This window comes from Paraburkholderia sp. Cpub6, from assembly GCF_014201065.1.
In the GTDB taxonomy this organism is placed as follows: Bacteria; Pseudomonadota; Gammaproteobacteria; order Burkholderiales; family Burkholderiaceae; genus Paraburkholderia; species Paraburkholderia tuberum.
Genome location: NZ_JACHDM010000018.1, coordinates 100,568 through 113,612, shown reverse-complemented (window position 1 = coordinate 113,612; position 13,045 = coordinate 100,568). Strand labels below are relative to the sequence as shown.

The following is a 13,045-nucleotide window of genomic DNA, read 5'->3' as shown; positions in this document are numbered from 1 at the left end:
CGAGGTCGCGATGCCACGCTCGACCAGTGAACCCCCGCCCACCCAGGCCGCCGACGCCGGCACCGCCGCGCGGACACACGAGCGGCGCGGCTATCAACTGGTCGTGATTGGCGGGTCGGCGGGCGGCATCGAGGTGCTCAAGGTGCTGCTCGCCGCGCTGCCCGCACGCTTCGCGGCAGCCGTGATGATCGTCGCGCATCTGCCGCCCGATTCGCCGAGCTATCTGGTGCCGGCGATCGCGCATCGCTGCGCGCTGCCGGTGCTCGAACCCGATGCGGGGGAGCTGATTCTGCCGGGCCGCGTGTACGTCGCGCCGCCCGGTTATCACATGCTCGTCGAAGTGGACCGCACGGTCGCGCTGTCGACCGCTGCGGCGGTGCGCTTCTCGCGGCCGTCGATCGACGTGCTGTTCGAATCGGCCGCCGCGGTGTACGGCGAGCGGCTGCTTGCGATCCTGCTTTCCGGCGCCAACGACGACGGCGCGCAGGGGCTCGAATGCGTGCGCGCGCTCGGCGGCGCCGCGTGGGTGCAGGACCCCGGCAGCGCCGGTGCACCGGAGATGCCGCGCGCCGCGATCGAGCGCGGCGCGGCCGACGCGATCTACAATCCCGAAACCTTGGCGAAGCGCCTTGCCGCGCTGCCGACTTCCCTCTGAACCGGTGCCATGACGAACTCACCTGTGAACATCCTGATCGTCGACGACATCGTCCACAACATCACCGCGCTGGAAGCCTTGCTCGCGCGGCCCGACGTCGCGGTGCTGGTCGCCGACTGCGGCACCGCCGCGCTCGATCTGCTGCTCAAGCACGAAGTCGCGCTGGCGATTCTCGACGTCAATATGCCCGGCATGAACGGCTTCGAGCTGGCCGCGCTGATGCGCGGCAGCCCGCGCACGTCGCACGTGCCGATCATCTTCCTGAGCGCGACCGCGCAGGACGCGTCGCGCACGTTCCGTGGCTATGAGGCGGGCGCGGTCGACTTCCTGTACAAGCCGTTCGATCCGCGCATCCTGCAGTCGAAGGTCGACGTGTTCGTGCAGCTGGAGCAGCAGAAGCGCGAGCTCGCCGCGCAACTGGTGACGACGCGCCAGATGCTCGAAGCGAACGAGATGCTGATGGCGGTGCTCAGCCACGATCTGCGCACGCCGCTCGGCGCGGTGCTGGCGTCGGCGGAATACCTGATGCGCACGGCCGCCGACGAGCAGGCCGCAACCGTCGCCGCGCGCGTGAAGAACAGCTCCCTGCGCATGGCGCGGATGGTCGATCAGCTGCTGAACCTCGCGCGCCTGCAAGGCGGACGTCTGCCGTTGCAGCCGCGCTCGATCGAACTCGCGACGCTGTGCCGCTCGGTCATCGACGAATTCGCATCGCAGAAGAGCGGCAAGCAGATCGTGTTCACCTGCACCGGCAATACGGCCGGCGCGTGGGATACCGATCTCGTGTGGCAGGCGGTGTCGAATCTCGTCAGCAACGCGCTCCATCATGGCGCGCCGGAGGGCGATATCGGCGTGGAGGTCGATGGCGACGCCGAGGATTGCGTGCGCCTGAAGGTGTCCAATCGCGGCACGATTCCGGCGGAGCTGTTTCCGCATCTGTTCAAGGCGTTCGTGTCGAACGGCAACGGCGCGCGCTCGCGCGAAGGGCTCGGGCTCGGTCTGCATATCGTGCAGGAGATCGCGCGCATGCATGGCGGCGGCGTCAGCGTCGTATCCACGGACGAGTCCGGCACGACCTTTACGATCGAATTGCCGAGGACGGTGGCGTTGCAGCGGGGGTCGTTTACCCGGCGATAGAGCATCGCCAGGCCGGCGATCACGCCGGTGGGCCACCGCGTGCCCGCTGTGCTACGCTTGCCGCAACCCAATTCACGCAGCGCAAGCACGAATTCCCATCATGCGTTCCTGGCGCCTCGCATCACCGCAGCGCAGCGGTCAGATCAGCACCGCGCGCGCCACCGACCTCGTCATGGCGATCTCCCACCCGGATGCCGACGCGCTCGCCGCGAGCATTCTGCTGACGGTTGGCGAAACGTTGTCGCTGCCCGTCTCGCAGTGCACGATCTTCGCGTATGAGTTCGACGCGCGGCCCCGTACGGTGTCGGCGGCCGACCATCGGGGCGGCCATTTTCTGCGCGACGTCGCCGAACGCTACGCCGCGCATTTCTATGCGCTCGACGGCAATCGCGCGATCATCGGTCAATCGAACCACAGCCGGCGCACCGCTTTGCGCGATGCGCTGGTGCTGCATCAGCAGCGCGGCGACGAAATCGAAAACGAAGCGTATCGCGCGGCCTGCTACGCGCAGCCGAACGTATCGGACCGGCTGTCGTTGCTCGTGCAGCCGGCGGATAGCGTGTGGCTGTCGATCAACCTGTATCGCGACCGCGCGTACGGCGTGTTCGCGCCGGGCGAACTGGAGCGGATCGAAAGCGTCGCGCCGCTGTTCGCGCATGCGGCGAAGGGCCAATACGCGCTGAACGGGCAACATCAGCAGGGCACCGGTGCGGCGATGCTCGCGCGCGTGCGGCGCGCATGTCCGACGCTGACGCCGCGCGAGCTCGACGTGTTGCGTGGCACGCTCGATGGCGCGAGCGCGGCCGAGATCGCCGGGCAGATGGGCGTGAAGCCGGCGAGCGTCGTCACGTACCAGAAGCGCGCCTACGCGCGGCTCGGGATTTCAAATCAGCGACAACTGTTCGCGCTGTGTATGCAGCCCTAGCTGCACGTCTGTCGAAACTCGCGCCGAAGCGCGCGTCGCATCGCGCGTCGAGTCCGCTTCAACTCCGCTTACCCCGCGTCTCGGCCTGCGTCTCCCGATCCCAACGCTTCAACCACGGCATCACGAAATCCGCGAAGCCGTCGGCCGATGGCGACAGCGCACGCTCGGTCGACCGATACACGCACACCTCGCGAATCGTTTCAGGATCGACGATGCGCTTCATCAAGAGCCCGAAGGTCCGCGCGAGCGGTGCGACATAGGCTGGCGCGAGCGTGACCGCCAGCCCTTGCGCGGCGAGGCCGAACGCGGTGGTCACGTTGTCGACGACATCGACGGGAATGATGCGCGCCTCGACCGGCAGATTGGCGAGCATCTGGTCGACCGCGCGCTCGTGGTCGCGGCCGGTCGCGACGATCGGCACGTCGCGCAGATGCTGCCACCGCACGCGGCGGCGCGCGGCGAGCGGATGCGCGGCCGAGCACCACATGACCCACGGACTCGCGAACGCGGGCTCGGAGCGCACGCGCGGCCCGCTTTGCCGATCCGGGCCGATCGCGAGATCGATGTCGCCGCTCTCGACGCGCTCCACCAGTTGCTCGACCACGGTATCGCAGACGCGCACGACCACCTTCGGTTTGTCGCGCGCGTATTCGGCGATCGCCGCGGGCAGCGCCGTCGACGCGATGACGAGCGGCGCGCCGACCCGCACGATGCCGGCCGCGCGGTTGCGGATATCGTCGGCGGATTGGGCGGCTGCGCGCACGTGGCGCAGCACCGATTCGGCCGACGCCAGAAAGTCCTGCCCCGCGCTGGACAGCGCGACGCGCCGCGTGGTGCGATCGAACAGCCGGAAGCCGAGCTCCGTTTCGAGTTCGGCAAGCAGCTGGCTGACCGCCGACGAGGTCAGCCCGAGCCGCTGCGCCGCCGCGCCGATGCTGTGCAGATCGGCGATGGCGAGGAACGCTTCGAATTGACGGATCGTGACGCGGGTAAGCGGCATACGATCGATTCTAAAGAAAAACTTACGAATCGTGAAAAATCGATTGATTGTGCGCGGCGCGTCGACGACCGACACTCGTGCGGGTCGACTTGGCCCGGCAAACCCGCTTAGACTCAAGGTTTGCCATGTCGTCCCGCGGCGCGCGGACGACCGCTACAACAGGCCTGCAGAGGCCGTCTTCAAGGACCCGTCATGTTCGACCATATTCCCGCCTATCCGGGCGACCCGATTCTGAGCCTGAACGAAGACTTTCAGCTGGACCCCCGGCCGAACAAGGTCAACCTCAGCATCGGCATCTATTTCGACGACGCCGGCAAGCTGCCGGTGATCGACGCGGTGCGCCGCGCCGAAACCGCGCTGCTCGACGCGATCGGCCCGCGCTCGTATCTGCCGATGGCGGGTCTGCCGCTCTATCGCGACACCGCGCAGGCGCTCGTGTTCGGCGCCCACAGCGCGGCGCGCGCCGAAGGCCGGATCGCGACGCTGCAAACGCTCGGCGGCTCGGGCGCGCTGAAGGTCGGCGCCGATTTCCTGAAGCGCTATTTCCCCGGCTCGCAAATGTGGATCAGCGATCCGAGCTGGGAAAACCATCGCGTGGTGTTCGAAGGCGCGGGCCTCACGGTCAACACCTATCCGTACTACGACGCGCAAACGGGCGGCCTGCGCTTTGCCGAAATGCTCGCCGCAATCGACACGCTGCCGGAAAAGAGCATCGTGCTGCTGCACGCGTGCTGCCATAACCCGACGGGCGTCGATCTGAGCCCGTCGCAATGGGCGGAACTGGTGCCGGTTTTGCAGCGCCGCAAGCTGATCGCATTCGTCGACATGGCCTACCAGGGTTTCGGCGCGGGCCTCGAAGAAGACGCCGCGCCGGTGCGCCTGCTCGCCGACGCGAACGTGCCGCTGATCGTCGCGAACTCGTTCTCGAAGAATTTCTCGCTTTACGGCGAGCGCGTCGGCGCGTTGAGCGTGGTCTGCAAGAGCGCCGACGAAGCGGCGCGCGTGGCGGGCCAGCTGATGTCGGCGGTGCGCGCGAACTACAGCAATCCGCCGACGCACGGCGCGCGCCTCGTCGCCAACGTGCTCGCCGATGCGACGCTGCGCGCGTCGTGGGAAGCCGAGCTCGGCGCGATGCGCGAGCGCATTCTGGCGATGCGCAAGGTGATCCACGCCGGGCTCGACGGACGCGTCGATGAAGTGATGCGCGCGCGCTATGTCGCGCAGCGCGGCATGTTCACGTATACGGGCCTGTCCGAAAGCCAGGTCGAGCGTCTGCGCAACGAATACGCGGTGTACGTGCTGCGCTCGGGCCGCATGTGCGTCGCCGGGCTGAACGCGCGCAACGCGGACTATGTCGCGTCGTCGATCGCGGCGGTGGTGTCGGGCGCCTGAAGCGGTTCGGCGCTCGGGCCGCTGTTGCGGCACGCGTGAATATGATGGGCGGCGCGCACGGGCGCGCCGTCACAACGACAATCTTGGAGACACCGACGATGGCCACGACCTTCGCAGCGCAACCGGCGAGCCCGCCCAGATCGGCCGCGATGCATCCGGACGAATGGCAGGCGCGCGTGCAACTTGCCGCGTGCTACCGGATTTTCGATCTGCTCGGTTGGACCGAGATGATCTACAACCACATCACGCTGCGCGTGCCCGAAAGCGTCGGCGGCCCGGAGCGCCAGTTCCTGATCAATCCGTTCGGGCTGCACTACAGCGAAGTGACCGCGAGCAATCTGGTGAAGATCGACGCGCAGGGGCGCGTGCTCGACGGCTCGCCGTATCCGGTGAATCCGGCTGGCTTCGTGGTGCATGCGGCGATTCACGAGGGCTTGCCCGACGCGCACTGTGTGATGCATACGCATACGACGGCGGGCGTCGCGGTCGCCTGCCTCGAAGAGGGCCTGCAGCAGACCAACTTCTATAGCGCGCAGTTGCACGACCGGATCGCGTATCACGACTTTGAAGGCATCACGATTCATGCGGAAGAGGGGCCGCGGCTGCTCGCGCATATCGGCGACAGGCAGGCGGTAATCCTGCGCAACCACGGTCTGCTATCGTGGGGCCGAACATTGCCGCAGACCTTCGCGATTCTGTGGACGCTGAATCGCGCGTGCGAAGTCCAGGTGGCGACGTTCTCGATGGGCCGCGCTCGGCCGGTGCCGGAGGAGGTCGCGATTCGCTGCTCGCGCGACGCGCTGCAGTTCGATCCGCGCCACGGCGCCGGACAGGACGTGTTCGATGCGCTGGTGCGGCGGGTCGACCGGATCGATGCGAGTTTCCGGCAATGATTGAAGCCACGCATAAACGAGCGCGACAATCAACGCTGCAATAATCACAGCAACAGGCAAGGATTCAGGCGATGAAAGTAGCGATCTACGGCGCCGGCTCGATCGGCGGCTGGATGGGAGTGAAGCTCGCGCAGGCGGGCCATCGGGTCAGCGTGGTCGCGCGCGGCGCGACGCTCGACGCGGTGCGCCAGCATGGTCTGCGGCTGATCGAAGGCGGCGTGATCTTCGCCGAGCAGGTGAAGGCGAGCGACAAGCCGGCCGATCTCGGCGTGCAGGAACTCGTCGTGATCGCGGTGAAGGGCCCGGCGATGGCGACCGTGGCCGCGCATATCAAACCGCTGCTCGGCCCCGAGACGATCGTGCTGACGGCGATGAACGGCGTGCCGTGGTGGTTCTGCGACGGTTTGGGCGGCGAACTCGCCGGCCAGCGCCTGAAGACGATCGATCCCGACGGCGCGATCACCGCCGCGATCCCGGCCGCGCAGACGGTCGGCTGCGTCGTGCATGCCAGTTGCCTGATCGACGCGCCCGGCGTGATCCGGCATCACCAGGGCAACGGGCTGATCGTCGGCGAGGCGTCGGGCAAGCCGAGCGAGCGTGTCGAGCTGCTCGCCGCGCTGTTGCAGGCGGCGGGCTTCCATGCAACGGCTTCGGCGCAGATCCAGCGCGACGTTTGGTTCAAGCTGTGGGGCAACATGACGATGAACCCGGTCAGCGCGATCACCGGCGCAACGACCGACCGGATCCTCGGTGACGAACTCGTGCGTGGTTTCGTCACGCACATCATGCTGGAGGCGAAGGAAATCGGCGCGCGCTTCGGCATCCCGATCGACCAGGCGCCCGACGACCGTCACGCGGTCACGCTGAAACTCGGCGCGATGAAGACGTCGATGTTGCAGGACGTGCAGGCCGGCAAGGCGGTCGAACTCGATGCGCTGGTCGGCGCGGTGCGCGAACTCGGGCAACTGACGCGCGTGCCGACGCCCTATACGGATGCGTTGCTCGGACTCGCGCGGCTGCATGCGAGTACGTTGGGCTTGTATCCGAGGCAGTGAGGTCGGTCTGCCAGCGCCCGTTTTGTTGTGATGGCTGTAATTCCCTCGCACTGCTGCGGCATTGCCGTTACCGCCGCTAGCGAACCGCCTCCAGGGAGGCGGTTTCTTTTACCCGCGCCAGGCCGTGGCGGCAGCCGGCAGCTTCGCGGCTTCGATCAACGACAACGCGCGCCGCGAGTCGTCGAGTTCGGTCAGGCACAAGAGCGCGAGGCGCGCGAGATACAGCGACGCCTGCGCCTCGCCTTCGTGGGTCAGCGTGTTGCACAGCGTCGTATAGACGAGGTCGAGATCGGAATCGGTCATGATGTCGAAGGTCCTTGCGCGTTAGTTCTGCTGTGTCAGCGTGGCATCGAGCGCGCGCAGAACGGCCGCCGCGCTGCCGTTGCGCCAGCGCGCGAGCACGTGGCCGTCGGGGCGGATCAGATAGACGGTGCCGGGCCGTGCGTCGAGCATGTCGTGCAGGCGGCCGGTTGGGTCGATCGCTCGCGGGCTGTTTGCCGATTGCGCTTCGGCCGTGACGATATCGATCACGTTGAACGGAATGCCCCGGCTGGCTAGCGTGCTTTGCAGTTGCTGCCACGCGTCACCATCGTTCGCGAGGTCTGCGTCGAAGCGCAGCGCCGTGAAGCACGGTCCGAGCAGATCGGTTAGATGAATGCCGAGCCGTGCGCCATCTTGCGATTGTTTGAGCAGCCTGCCCTCGGGCAGCACGGTACCCGGCGCGGGGCCGCGATCGAACGCATCGGCTCCGTCGCCTGTGAAGTTCAGCGGCGATTGCCGATACGCGATCGCATGCGTCTGGCGCGGATTGATCAGCGGCCGCACCGCCGCATGCCGCTCGGCGAGCCCGAGCACGGCCGTGCGCAGCAAGTCGAACGCGAAGGTCGGCGGCGCCATGAATTCGGTACTTTTCATGCCGTAGCTCAGGTTCTCGCGCGCCGCGTACACACGTTCGTCGCTATAGCTATCGAGCAGCGCTGGCGACGCGCTCCCATTGATCACGCAGCCGAGCTTCCAGCCGAGATTGTCGGCGTCGTCAATGCCGGAGTTCGCGCCGCGCACGCCGAAGATCGGCACCAGATGCGCGGCGTCGCCCGCGAATAGCACGCTGCCATGCCGATAGCGTTCGAGCGTCAGCGCATTGGCCTTGTAGATCGTGATCCAGATCGGCGACCAAGCGCCGGCTTCGCCCATCGAGTCGAGCAAGTTTTGCACGCGCGGTATCACGTTCTCGGGCAGCACGGCGGCGTCGGGGTCTTCGTCGTCGCGTAACTGATAGTCGATGCGCCACACGTTGTCAGGCTGCTTGTGCACGAGCACCGTCGAGCCCGGATTCGACGGCGGATCGAAGTACGCGAGCCGTTCGGTCGCGCGCGTGCCGTCGAGTTCGATATCGAGGATCACGTAGCGGCCTTCGTAGGTCGTGCCTGTGAGCTTCAGCCCGAGCAGGTCGCGGATCGTGCTGCGTCCGCCGTCGCAGGCGACGACCCACGCAGCGTCCATCTGCCAGCTTTTGCCTTGCGGATCGGCAGGATCGGCGCTGCGCAAGGTCAAGGTCGCGCCGCCCTGCGGCCGTTGCTCGAGGCCCGTCACACGCGTTTGCCAGCGCACGTCGATCAGATCGGCGTGCCGTTCGATCTCGTCGAGCAGCAACTGCTCGATCTGATACTGCGCGATATTGATCATCGGCGGCAGCGACTGCTCGTCGTCCTGATGCATCGCGAAGCGGAACACCTCGGTGTCGCGATAGAAACTGCGCCCGCCGGTCCACGCCAGCCCCTTTTGCAGAAAACCGTCGACGACGCCGAGCCGCTTGAAGATTTCGAGGCTGCGTCGCGAGATGCAGATCGCGCGGCTGCCGGTGCACACGCTGTCGTCCGCCTCGATCAGCACCGAGCGCACACCCTGGCGCGCGAGCGCAAGCGCGAGCGTCATGCCGACCGGACCGCCGCCGACGATCGCGACGGCGCGCGCTTGTGGATCGCGTCCGTCGATGAGCGGCGGCACCACGGCTGGATAGCGGCGCGGGGCGAACGGATAGGGCTTGAACGGACGGGTCATGCGTGTCTCCAGTTTTCCTGCGTTATCGGTGCAGTATGCGTCGGCGTTCGCGCGCGGCTGTCCTCATTTTGGGTACAGCGCCGCGCGCGAGCGTGAGGAGTGGTAGAGACCTGGACCTTCGCCGCTCGTTAGCCGTCCAGACAGGCGCGCAAGCTCCGCGCGAGGTGGCCCGCCTCACCTGCATTGGCGATGTTCGCGAAGCCCATCACAACGCCACGCGGCGTGCTACGCGTGCGACCATTCGCGTACCAGACCGAGAGCGGCAGAACGGCGAGCCCCGCGTCGCGGGCGCGCGCCGCAACCGCGACGTCGTCGACCGGGCCATCAGGGCCCTCGACGAACTGTGCCGCGAACTGGATTCCCCCTGGCGGCAGTTCGACGATCAGCCGTTCGCCGAACGCCTGCTCCAACGCGCGCACGATCAGCACGCGCCGCTCGGCGTATAACGCACGCATGCGCTTCAGATGTCGCGCAAAATGCCCCCGCTCGATGAAGTCGGCCAAAGCGGCCTGCAACACGGTTGGCGATCCGGCGTTCATGCTGCGCGCCACCCGCCCGACGCGCTCGACGGCCCGCTCCGGCACCACCGCATACGCGAGCCGCAAGCCGGGAAACATCACCTTGCTGAATGTGCCGCAGTAGATCACGTGATCGCGACGATCGAGGCTCTTCAATGCCGGCAATGGCCGGCCCAGATAGCGGAACTCGCTGTCGTAATCGTCTTCGACGATCCAGCTGGACGCTTGCTCTGCCCAGCCCAGCAACGCCATGCGTCGGGGAAGCGATAACGTGTGCCCGAGCGGGCTCTGGTGCGACGGCGTGACCAGCGCGAAGCGCGCCTGCGCATCCAGCCGTGTGCCGTGTTCGACGTCGATCCCATCTTCGTCCACCGGCACTGCGACGAGCTGCACGCCGGTTTCGGCGAGAAAACCGCGCGCGAGCAGATAGCCCGGATCTTCGTACCACACGCTGTCGTTCGGGCGGGCGAGACTGCGCAACACGAGCTCGAGCGTCGCACGGTAGCCGCCCGTCACGAACACCTGGTCCGGCAGGCAGGTCACCCCGCGCGACAGCCCAAGATACGTGGCGATGTGTTCGCGAAGCGGCCGGTAGCCGACAGGATCCGGGTACGCGAGCATCGCGCGCTCGCCGCTGCGCGCGCGATGCGAAACGAGACGATTCCAAACCTTGAGCGGAAACGCGTCAAGCGCGGGCAGCCCGGGTTGCAACGGCCGGGGCTCGCCGCTCATGGCGGCGGCAATGGCAAGCTGGCGCGGCGCCGGTTGAGCGCCGTGCGATTCGCCTGGCGTCTGAGGTGCGGTAGCCGTTTTAACGCTCTGCGTGCCGTTCGAACTCTTTGTGCTTTGCGTACGCGAGCGCGTCACTGAAGCTGGCAGCGAGGGCGACACGAACGTGCCAGCCGCACCGCGCATCTGGAGGTAGCCTTCGTCGACGAGGACCGTATACGCCAGTTCAACCGTGCCGCGCGCTGTGTTCAGTTGCGTAGCGAGGCTGCGCAGCGCGGGCACGCGATCGCCTGGACGCAGATGCCCTGCGGCGATCGCGGTTCTGAAGCGCGCGCAGATCTGCAGGTAGATCGGCGACTGGAGCTGCCGATCGATATCGACGGTGAATGCGGTAGGCGATACGGTCATCACAGTCTTGCCGGCAAGCAGACCGGAATCAGGATGTCCTGGTCCGATCGACAATTCTTGGCACTTTTCGATAGTTCATGATCTTCTCACAATAGCCTCACACGATGCGACGGCGGCGAGTTCTTTCCCGCGATGCAACGGCCGCCAGTCGCCTGCCCGTGTCAACTGACTCTCATCTGGAGAATGTGCCATGAAGATCGTCGTAATCGGTGGTTCCGGCCTGATCGGCTCGCGCCTCGTCACGCTGCTCGGCGAGGCGGGTCATGAGGTACTTGCTGCGTCGCCGCGTACCGGTGTGAACGCCGTGACGGGGGAAGGTCTGAGCAACGCGCTAGCGGGCGCGGACGTCGTAGTGGATGTGGCGAACGCGCCTTCCTGGGAGCCTCAGGCGGTGCTCGACTTTTTCCGCACCTCGACGCGCAACCTCGGCAAAGCCGAAGTGGCTGCAGGGGTACGCCATCACGTCGCGCTTTCCATCGTCGGCTGCGACCGCACGCCGGAAAATGCGTATTTCGTTGCCAAGGTCGCGCAGGAAGAGGCGATTGAAGCGGCGGGCGTGCCCTATACGATCGTGCGCGCGACCCAGTTCATGGAATTCATCGGCGCAATTGCTGATTCCGGCGCAGAAGGCGGGACGGTGCGCGTTGGGGACGGACTGTTCCAGCCGATAGCCGCGGACGACGTCGCAGCGATCCTCGCGCAGGTCGCTCTCGCCACGCCACTGAACGGCACAGTCGATATCGCGGGCCCGGACCGTGAACCGTTTGCCGCCATCATCAGACGTTATCTGAAGTCTGTCAGCGACCCGCGCCCTGTTGTGACGGATCAGGGTGCGCGCTATTACGGCGGCCGCGTCGAGGAACAGTCGCTCGTACCGCTCGGCGAGGCGCGAATCGGCCGCGTGAGCCTGGACCAGTGGCTGGCGCAAACTGAAAAGGGGTGATTTCAGGTCGATACGAAACCAGAATCAGCATGTCTGCGTTTTGCTCGCGATCGGCGTATTTGAGAGGATGAACGTATCCCGTTCGTGTCGAAACGCTGGTTATTTGTAAGCGTGCGTATCCCGATCTTATTTGCAAATACGTTGGGATACAAAGGGAAGATGCGGGGAGAGAGGCAGGGCAGAGACGAGGACGGTGGCGTGACGTGGCGAGGCCTCAGCCGGTTTTGCTGGCTGATTCGGCTTCCATGTTCTTCGCCACGCCCCGCGAAAACCGCATTTGATATTCGCTCGGGGACAATCCGGTCTTGCGCTTGAACAATTGCCGAAATGTGCTGATATCGCCATAACCGACACGTTGACTCACCGCCTCGAGCCCAATTGGCCGCGTTTCCAGCAAGCGTTTTGCGACCTCGATGCGCAGATTTTGCAGATACGTCAACGGTGCCAGCCCGACCGCTTCCTTAAAACGGCGATTGAGCGTGCGTTCGCTGACAGCAAGCGACGCTGCCAGATCGCTCAAACGGAATCCCTGCTGCAACGTAGCCTCCATCTGCTGCTGGGCGCGCGCGACGAGCGTGTCGGTATGCCCATGTTCGTCGAGAAGCGTTGCAAAGGAAGCCTGCGAAGTCCGATTCATGTCGATCAGCAGCGCCTTCGCGGTCATCGCGGCGAGTTTTTCGCCGGCGAATGTTTCCACGAGCCGCACGGCGAGATTCAGATACGACGTCACGGACCCGCCAGAGATGATGCCGTCCTGCTCGATCAGCAGTTCCTGTGCGCGAACTTCGACACGCGGATAGCGGCGCCCGAAGTCCGACGCTCTCGCCCAGTGCGTCGTTGCGGCGCGGCCATCCAGCAGGCCGGCCTCGGCGAGCAGATAATTGGCCGTGCAATAAGCCGCCAGCACGGCGCCGGCCTTGCGTTGGCGCCGCAGCGCGGAAGACAGCTCGTTCAACTGCTCGCGGCGCCCTATGAACTCGTCGATGTTCGAGAAAAACGGTGCCGTCAGCAGAACGGCATCCGCCCGTTTGCGCGGGTCGATCTTTCCGTCGACGTGAACGGTCTGACCCGACGCAGCCGTGACGGGATGTCCGTCGAGTGATTCCACCCGCCATACGAACACGGGCGCGGATGTCGTGCCCGGTCCAGCCTTGCGCGTATGGAACTGATTGGCCGCGCTGAAGACATCAACAGGGCCCGCGACGCCGGACGCGAGGATTCCGTCATAGACCCAGATGCGGATGATGGCCATTTGCGTGTCTGAAATTCCCTGAATAATGGCGATGCTGCCACTTCTGGCCGCACCAGTAAACCCCGATCATGGCCACA

The 13,045-nt window shown here is 65.9% G+C and carries 12 protein-coding genes; 7 read left to right on the top strand and 5 right to left on the bottom strand.

Annotated features, from left to right (window positions below):
- Positions 1-10 precede the first annotated feature (10 nt).
- The 3 genes from HDG33_RS25780 (at position 11) to HDG33_RS25770 (ending at position 2,717) form a co-directional block, all read left to right on the top strand.
- Positions 11-655, top strand: a complete 645-nt coding sequence (locus HDG33_RS25780) for a chemotaxis protein CheB (RefSeq protein WP_184035474.1) — start codon at positions 11-13, stop codon at positions 653-655.
- Between the two features lie 9 nt (positions 656-664).
- Positions 665-1,792 (top strand): hybrid sensor histidine kinase/response regulator, encoded by a 1,128-nt coding sequence (locus tag HDG33_RS25775; RefSeq protein ID WP_184035470.1) that lies wholly within the window; start codon positions 665-667, stop codon positions 1,790-1,792.
- A 100-nt stretch (positions 1,793-1,892) separates the two neighbouring features.
- Positions 1,893-2,717 (top strand): helix-turn-helix transcriptional regulator, encoded by an 825-nt coding sequence (locus tag HDG33_RS25770; RefSeq protein WP_184035467.1) that lies wholly within the window; start codon positions 1,893-1,895, stop codon positions 2,715-2,717.
- 58 nt (positions 2,718-2,775) lie between these two features.
- On the opposite strand, the gene HDG33_RS25765 is transcribed toward HDG33_RS25770, so the two are convergent.
- Complete coding sequence (locus HDG33_RS25765; RefSeq protein WP_184035463.1) at positions 2,776-3,717, bottom strand: LysR family transcriptional regulator; 942 nt, start codon at positions 3,715-3,717, stop codon at positions 2,776-2,778.
- 192 nt (positions 3,718-3,909) lie between these two features.
- On the opposite strand from HDG33_RS25765, the gene HDG33_RS25760 reads away from it, so the two are divergent.
- The 3 genes from HDG33_RS25760 to HDG33_RS25750 all read left to right on the top strand — a co-directional run bounded on the left by HDG33_RS25760 (position 3,910) and on the right by HDG33_RS25750 (position 7,057).
- Entirely contained in the window at positions 3,910-5,109 is a 1,200-nt protein-coding gene (locus tag HDG33_RS25760) for an amino acid aminotransferase (protein WP_184035460.1), read from the top strand.
- Between the two features lie 98 nt (positions 5,110-5,207).
- Positions 5,208-6,002, top strand: a complete 795-nt coding sequence (locus tag HDG33_RS25755) for a class II aldolase/adducin family protein (RefSeq protein ID WP_184035457.1) — start codon at positions 5,208-5,210, stop codon at positions 6,000-6,002.
- 71 nt (positions 6,003-6,073) lie between these two features.
- Entirely contained in the window at positions 6,074-7,057 is a 984-nt protein-coding gene (locus HDG33_RS25750) for a 2-dehydropantoate 2-reductase (protein ID WP_184035454.1), read from the top strand.
- A 108-nt stretch (positions 7,058-7,165) separates the two neighbouring features.
- Here HDG33_RS25750 and HDG33_RS25745 read toward each other — a convergent pair whose 3' ends face one another.
- From HDG33_RS25745 to HDG33_RS25735, 3 genes are all read right to left on the bottom strand, one after another.
- Positions 7,166-7,360 carry a hypothetical protein gene (locus HDG33_RS25745; protein ID WP_090809820.1) on the bottom strand — a complete coding sequence of 65 codons (195 nt, stop codon included), beginning with the start codon at positions 7,358-7,360 and terminating at the stop codon, positions 7,166-7,168.
- A gap of 21 nt (positions 7,361-7,381) precedes the next feature.
- Positions 7,382-9,118 carry an FAD-dependent oxidoreductase gene (locus HDG33_RS25740; protein WP_184035451.1) on the bottom strand — a complete coding sequence of 579 codons (1,737 nt, stop codon included), beginning with the start codon at positions 9,116-9,118 and terminating at the stop codon, positions 7,382-7,384.
- Between the two features lie 128 nt (positions 9,119-9,246).
- On the bottom strand, positions 9,247-10,773 hold the full coding sequence (locus HDG33_RS25735; protein WP_184035449.1) for a PLP-dependent aminotransferase family protein: 1,527 nt from the start codon (positions 10,771-10,773) through the stop codon (positions 9,247-9,249).
- A 190-nt stretch (positions 10,774-10,963) separates the two neighbouring features.
- On the opposite strand from HDG33_RS25735, the gene HDG33_RS25730 reads away from it, so the two are divergent.
- Positions 10,964-11,716: an SDR family oxidoreductase gene (locus tag HDG33_RS25730; protein WP_184035446.1), complete on the top strand. Its 753-nt coding sequence runs from the start codon at positions 10,964-10,966 to the stop codon at positions 11,714-11,716.
- Between the two features lie 214 nt (positions 11,717-11,930).
- Here the strand turns inward: HDG33_RS25730 and HDG33_RS25725 are convergent, their stop codons facing one another.
- On the bottom strand, positions 11,931-12,968 hold the full coding sequence (locus HDG33_RS25725; RefSeq protein ID WP_184035443.1) for a GlxA family transcriptional regulator: 1,038 nt from the start codon (positions 12,966-12,968) through the stop codon (positions 11,931-11,933).
- Positions 12,969-13,045 lie beyond the last annotated feature (77 nt).

Excerpts from the sequence above, each read along its gene's own strand:
- HDG33_RS25780 (WP_184035474.1), top strand. The coding sequence starts at position 11 with ATGCCACGCTCGACCAGTGAACCCCCGCCCACCCAGGCCGCCGACGCC.
- HDG33_RS25775 (WP_184035470.1), top strand. The coding sequence starts at position 665 with ATGACGAACTCACCTGTGAACATCCTGATCGTCGACGACATCGTCCAC.
- HDG33_RS25770 (WP_184035467.1), top strand. The coding sequence starts at position 1,893 with ATGCGTTCCTGGCGCCTCGCATCACCGCAGCGCAGCGGTCAGATCAGC.
- HDG33_RS25765 (WP_184035463.1), bottom strand. The coding sequence starts at position 3,717 with ATGCCGCTTACCCGCGTCACGATCCGTCAATTCGAAGCGTTCCTCGCC.
- HDG33_RS25760 (WP_184035460.1), top strand. The coding sequence starts at position 3,910 with ATGTTCGACCATATTCCCGCCTATCCGGGCGACCCGATTCTGAGCCTG.
- HDG33_RS25755 (WP_184035457.1), top strand. The coding sequence starts at position 5,208 with ATGGCCACGACCTTCGCAGCGCAACCGGCGAGCCCGCCCAGATCGGCC.
- HDG33_RS25750 (WP_184035454.1), top strand. The coding sequence starts at position 6,074 with ATGAAAGTAGCGATCTACGGCGCCGGCTCGATCGGCGGCTGGATGGGA.
- HDG33_RS25745 (WP_090809820.1), bottom strand. The coding sequence starts at position 7,360 with ATGACCGATTCCGATCTCGACCTCGTCTATACGACGCTGTGCAACACG.
- HDG33_RS25740 (WP_184035451.1), bottom strand. The coding sequence starts at position 9,118 with ATGACCCGTCCGTTCAAGCCCTATCCGTTCGCCCCGCGCCGCTATCCA.
- HDG33_RS25735 (WP_184035449.1), bottom strand. The coding sequence starts at position 10,773 with ATGACCGTATCGCCTACCGCATTCACCGTCGATATCGATCGGCAGCTC.
- HDG33_RS25730 (WP_184035446.1), top strand. The coding sequence starts at position 10,964 with ATGAAGATCGTCGTAATCGGTGGTTCCGGCCTGATCGGCTCGCGCCTC.
- HDG33_RS25725 (WP_184035443.1), bottom strand. The coding sequence starts at position 12,968 with ATGGCCATCATCCGCATCTGGGTCTATGACGGAATCCTCGCGTCCGGC.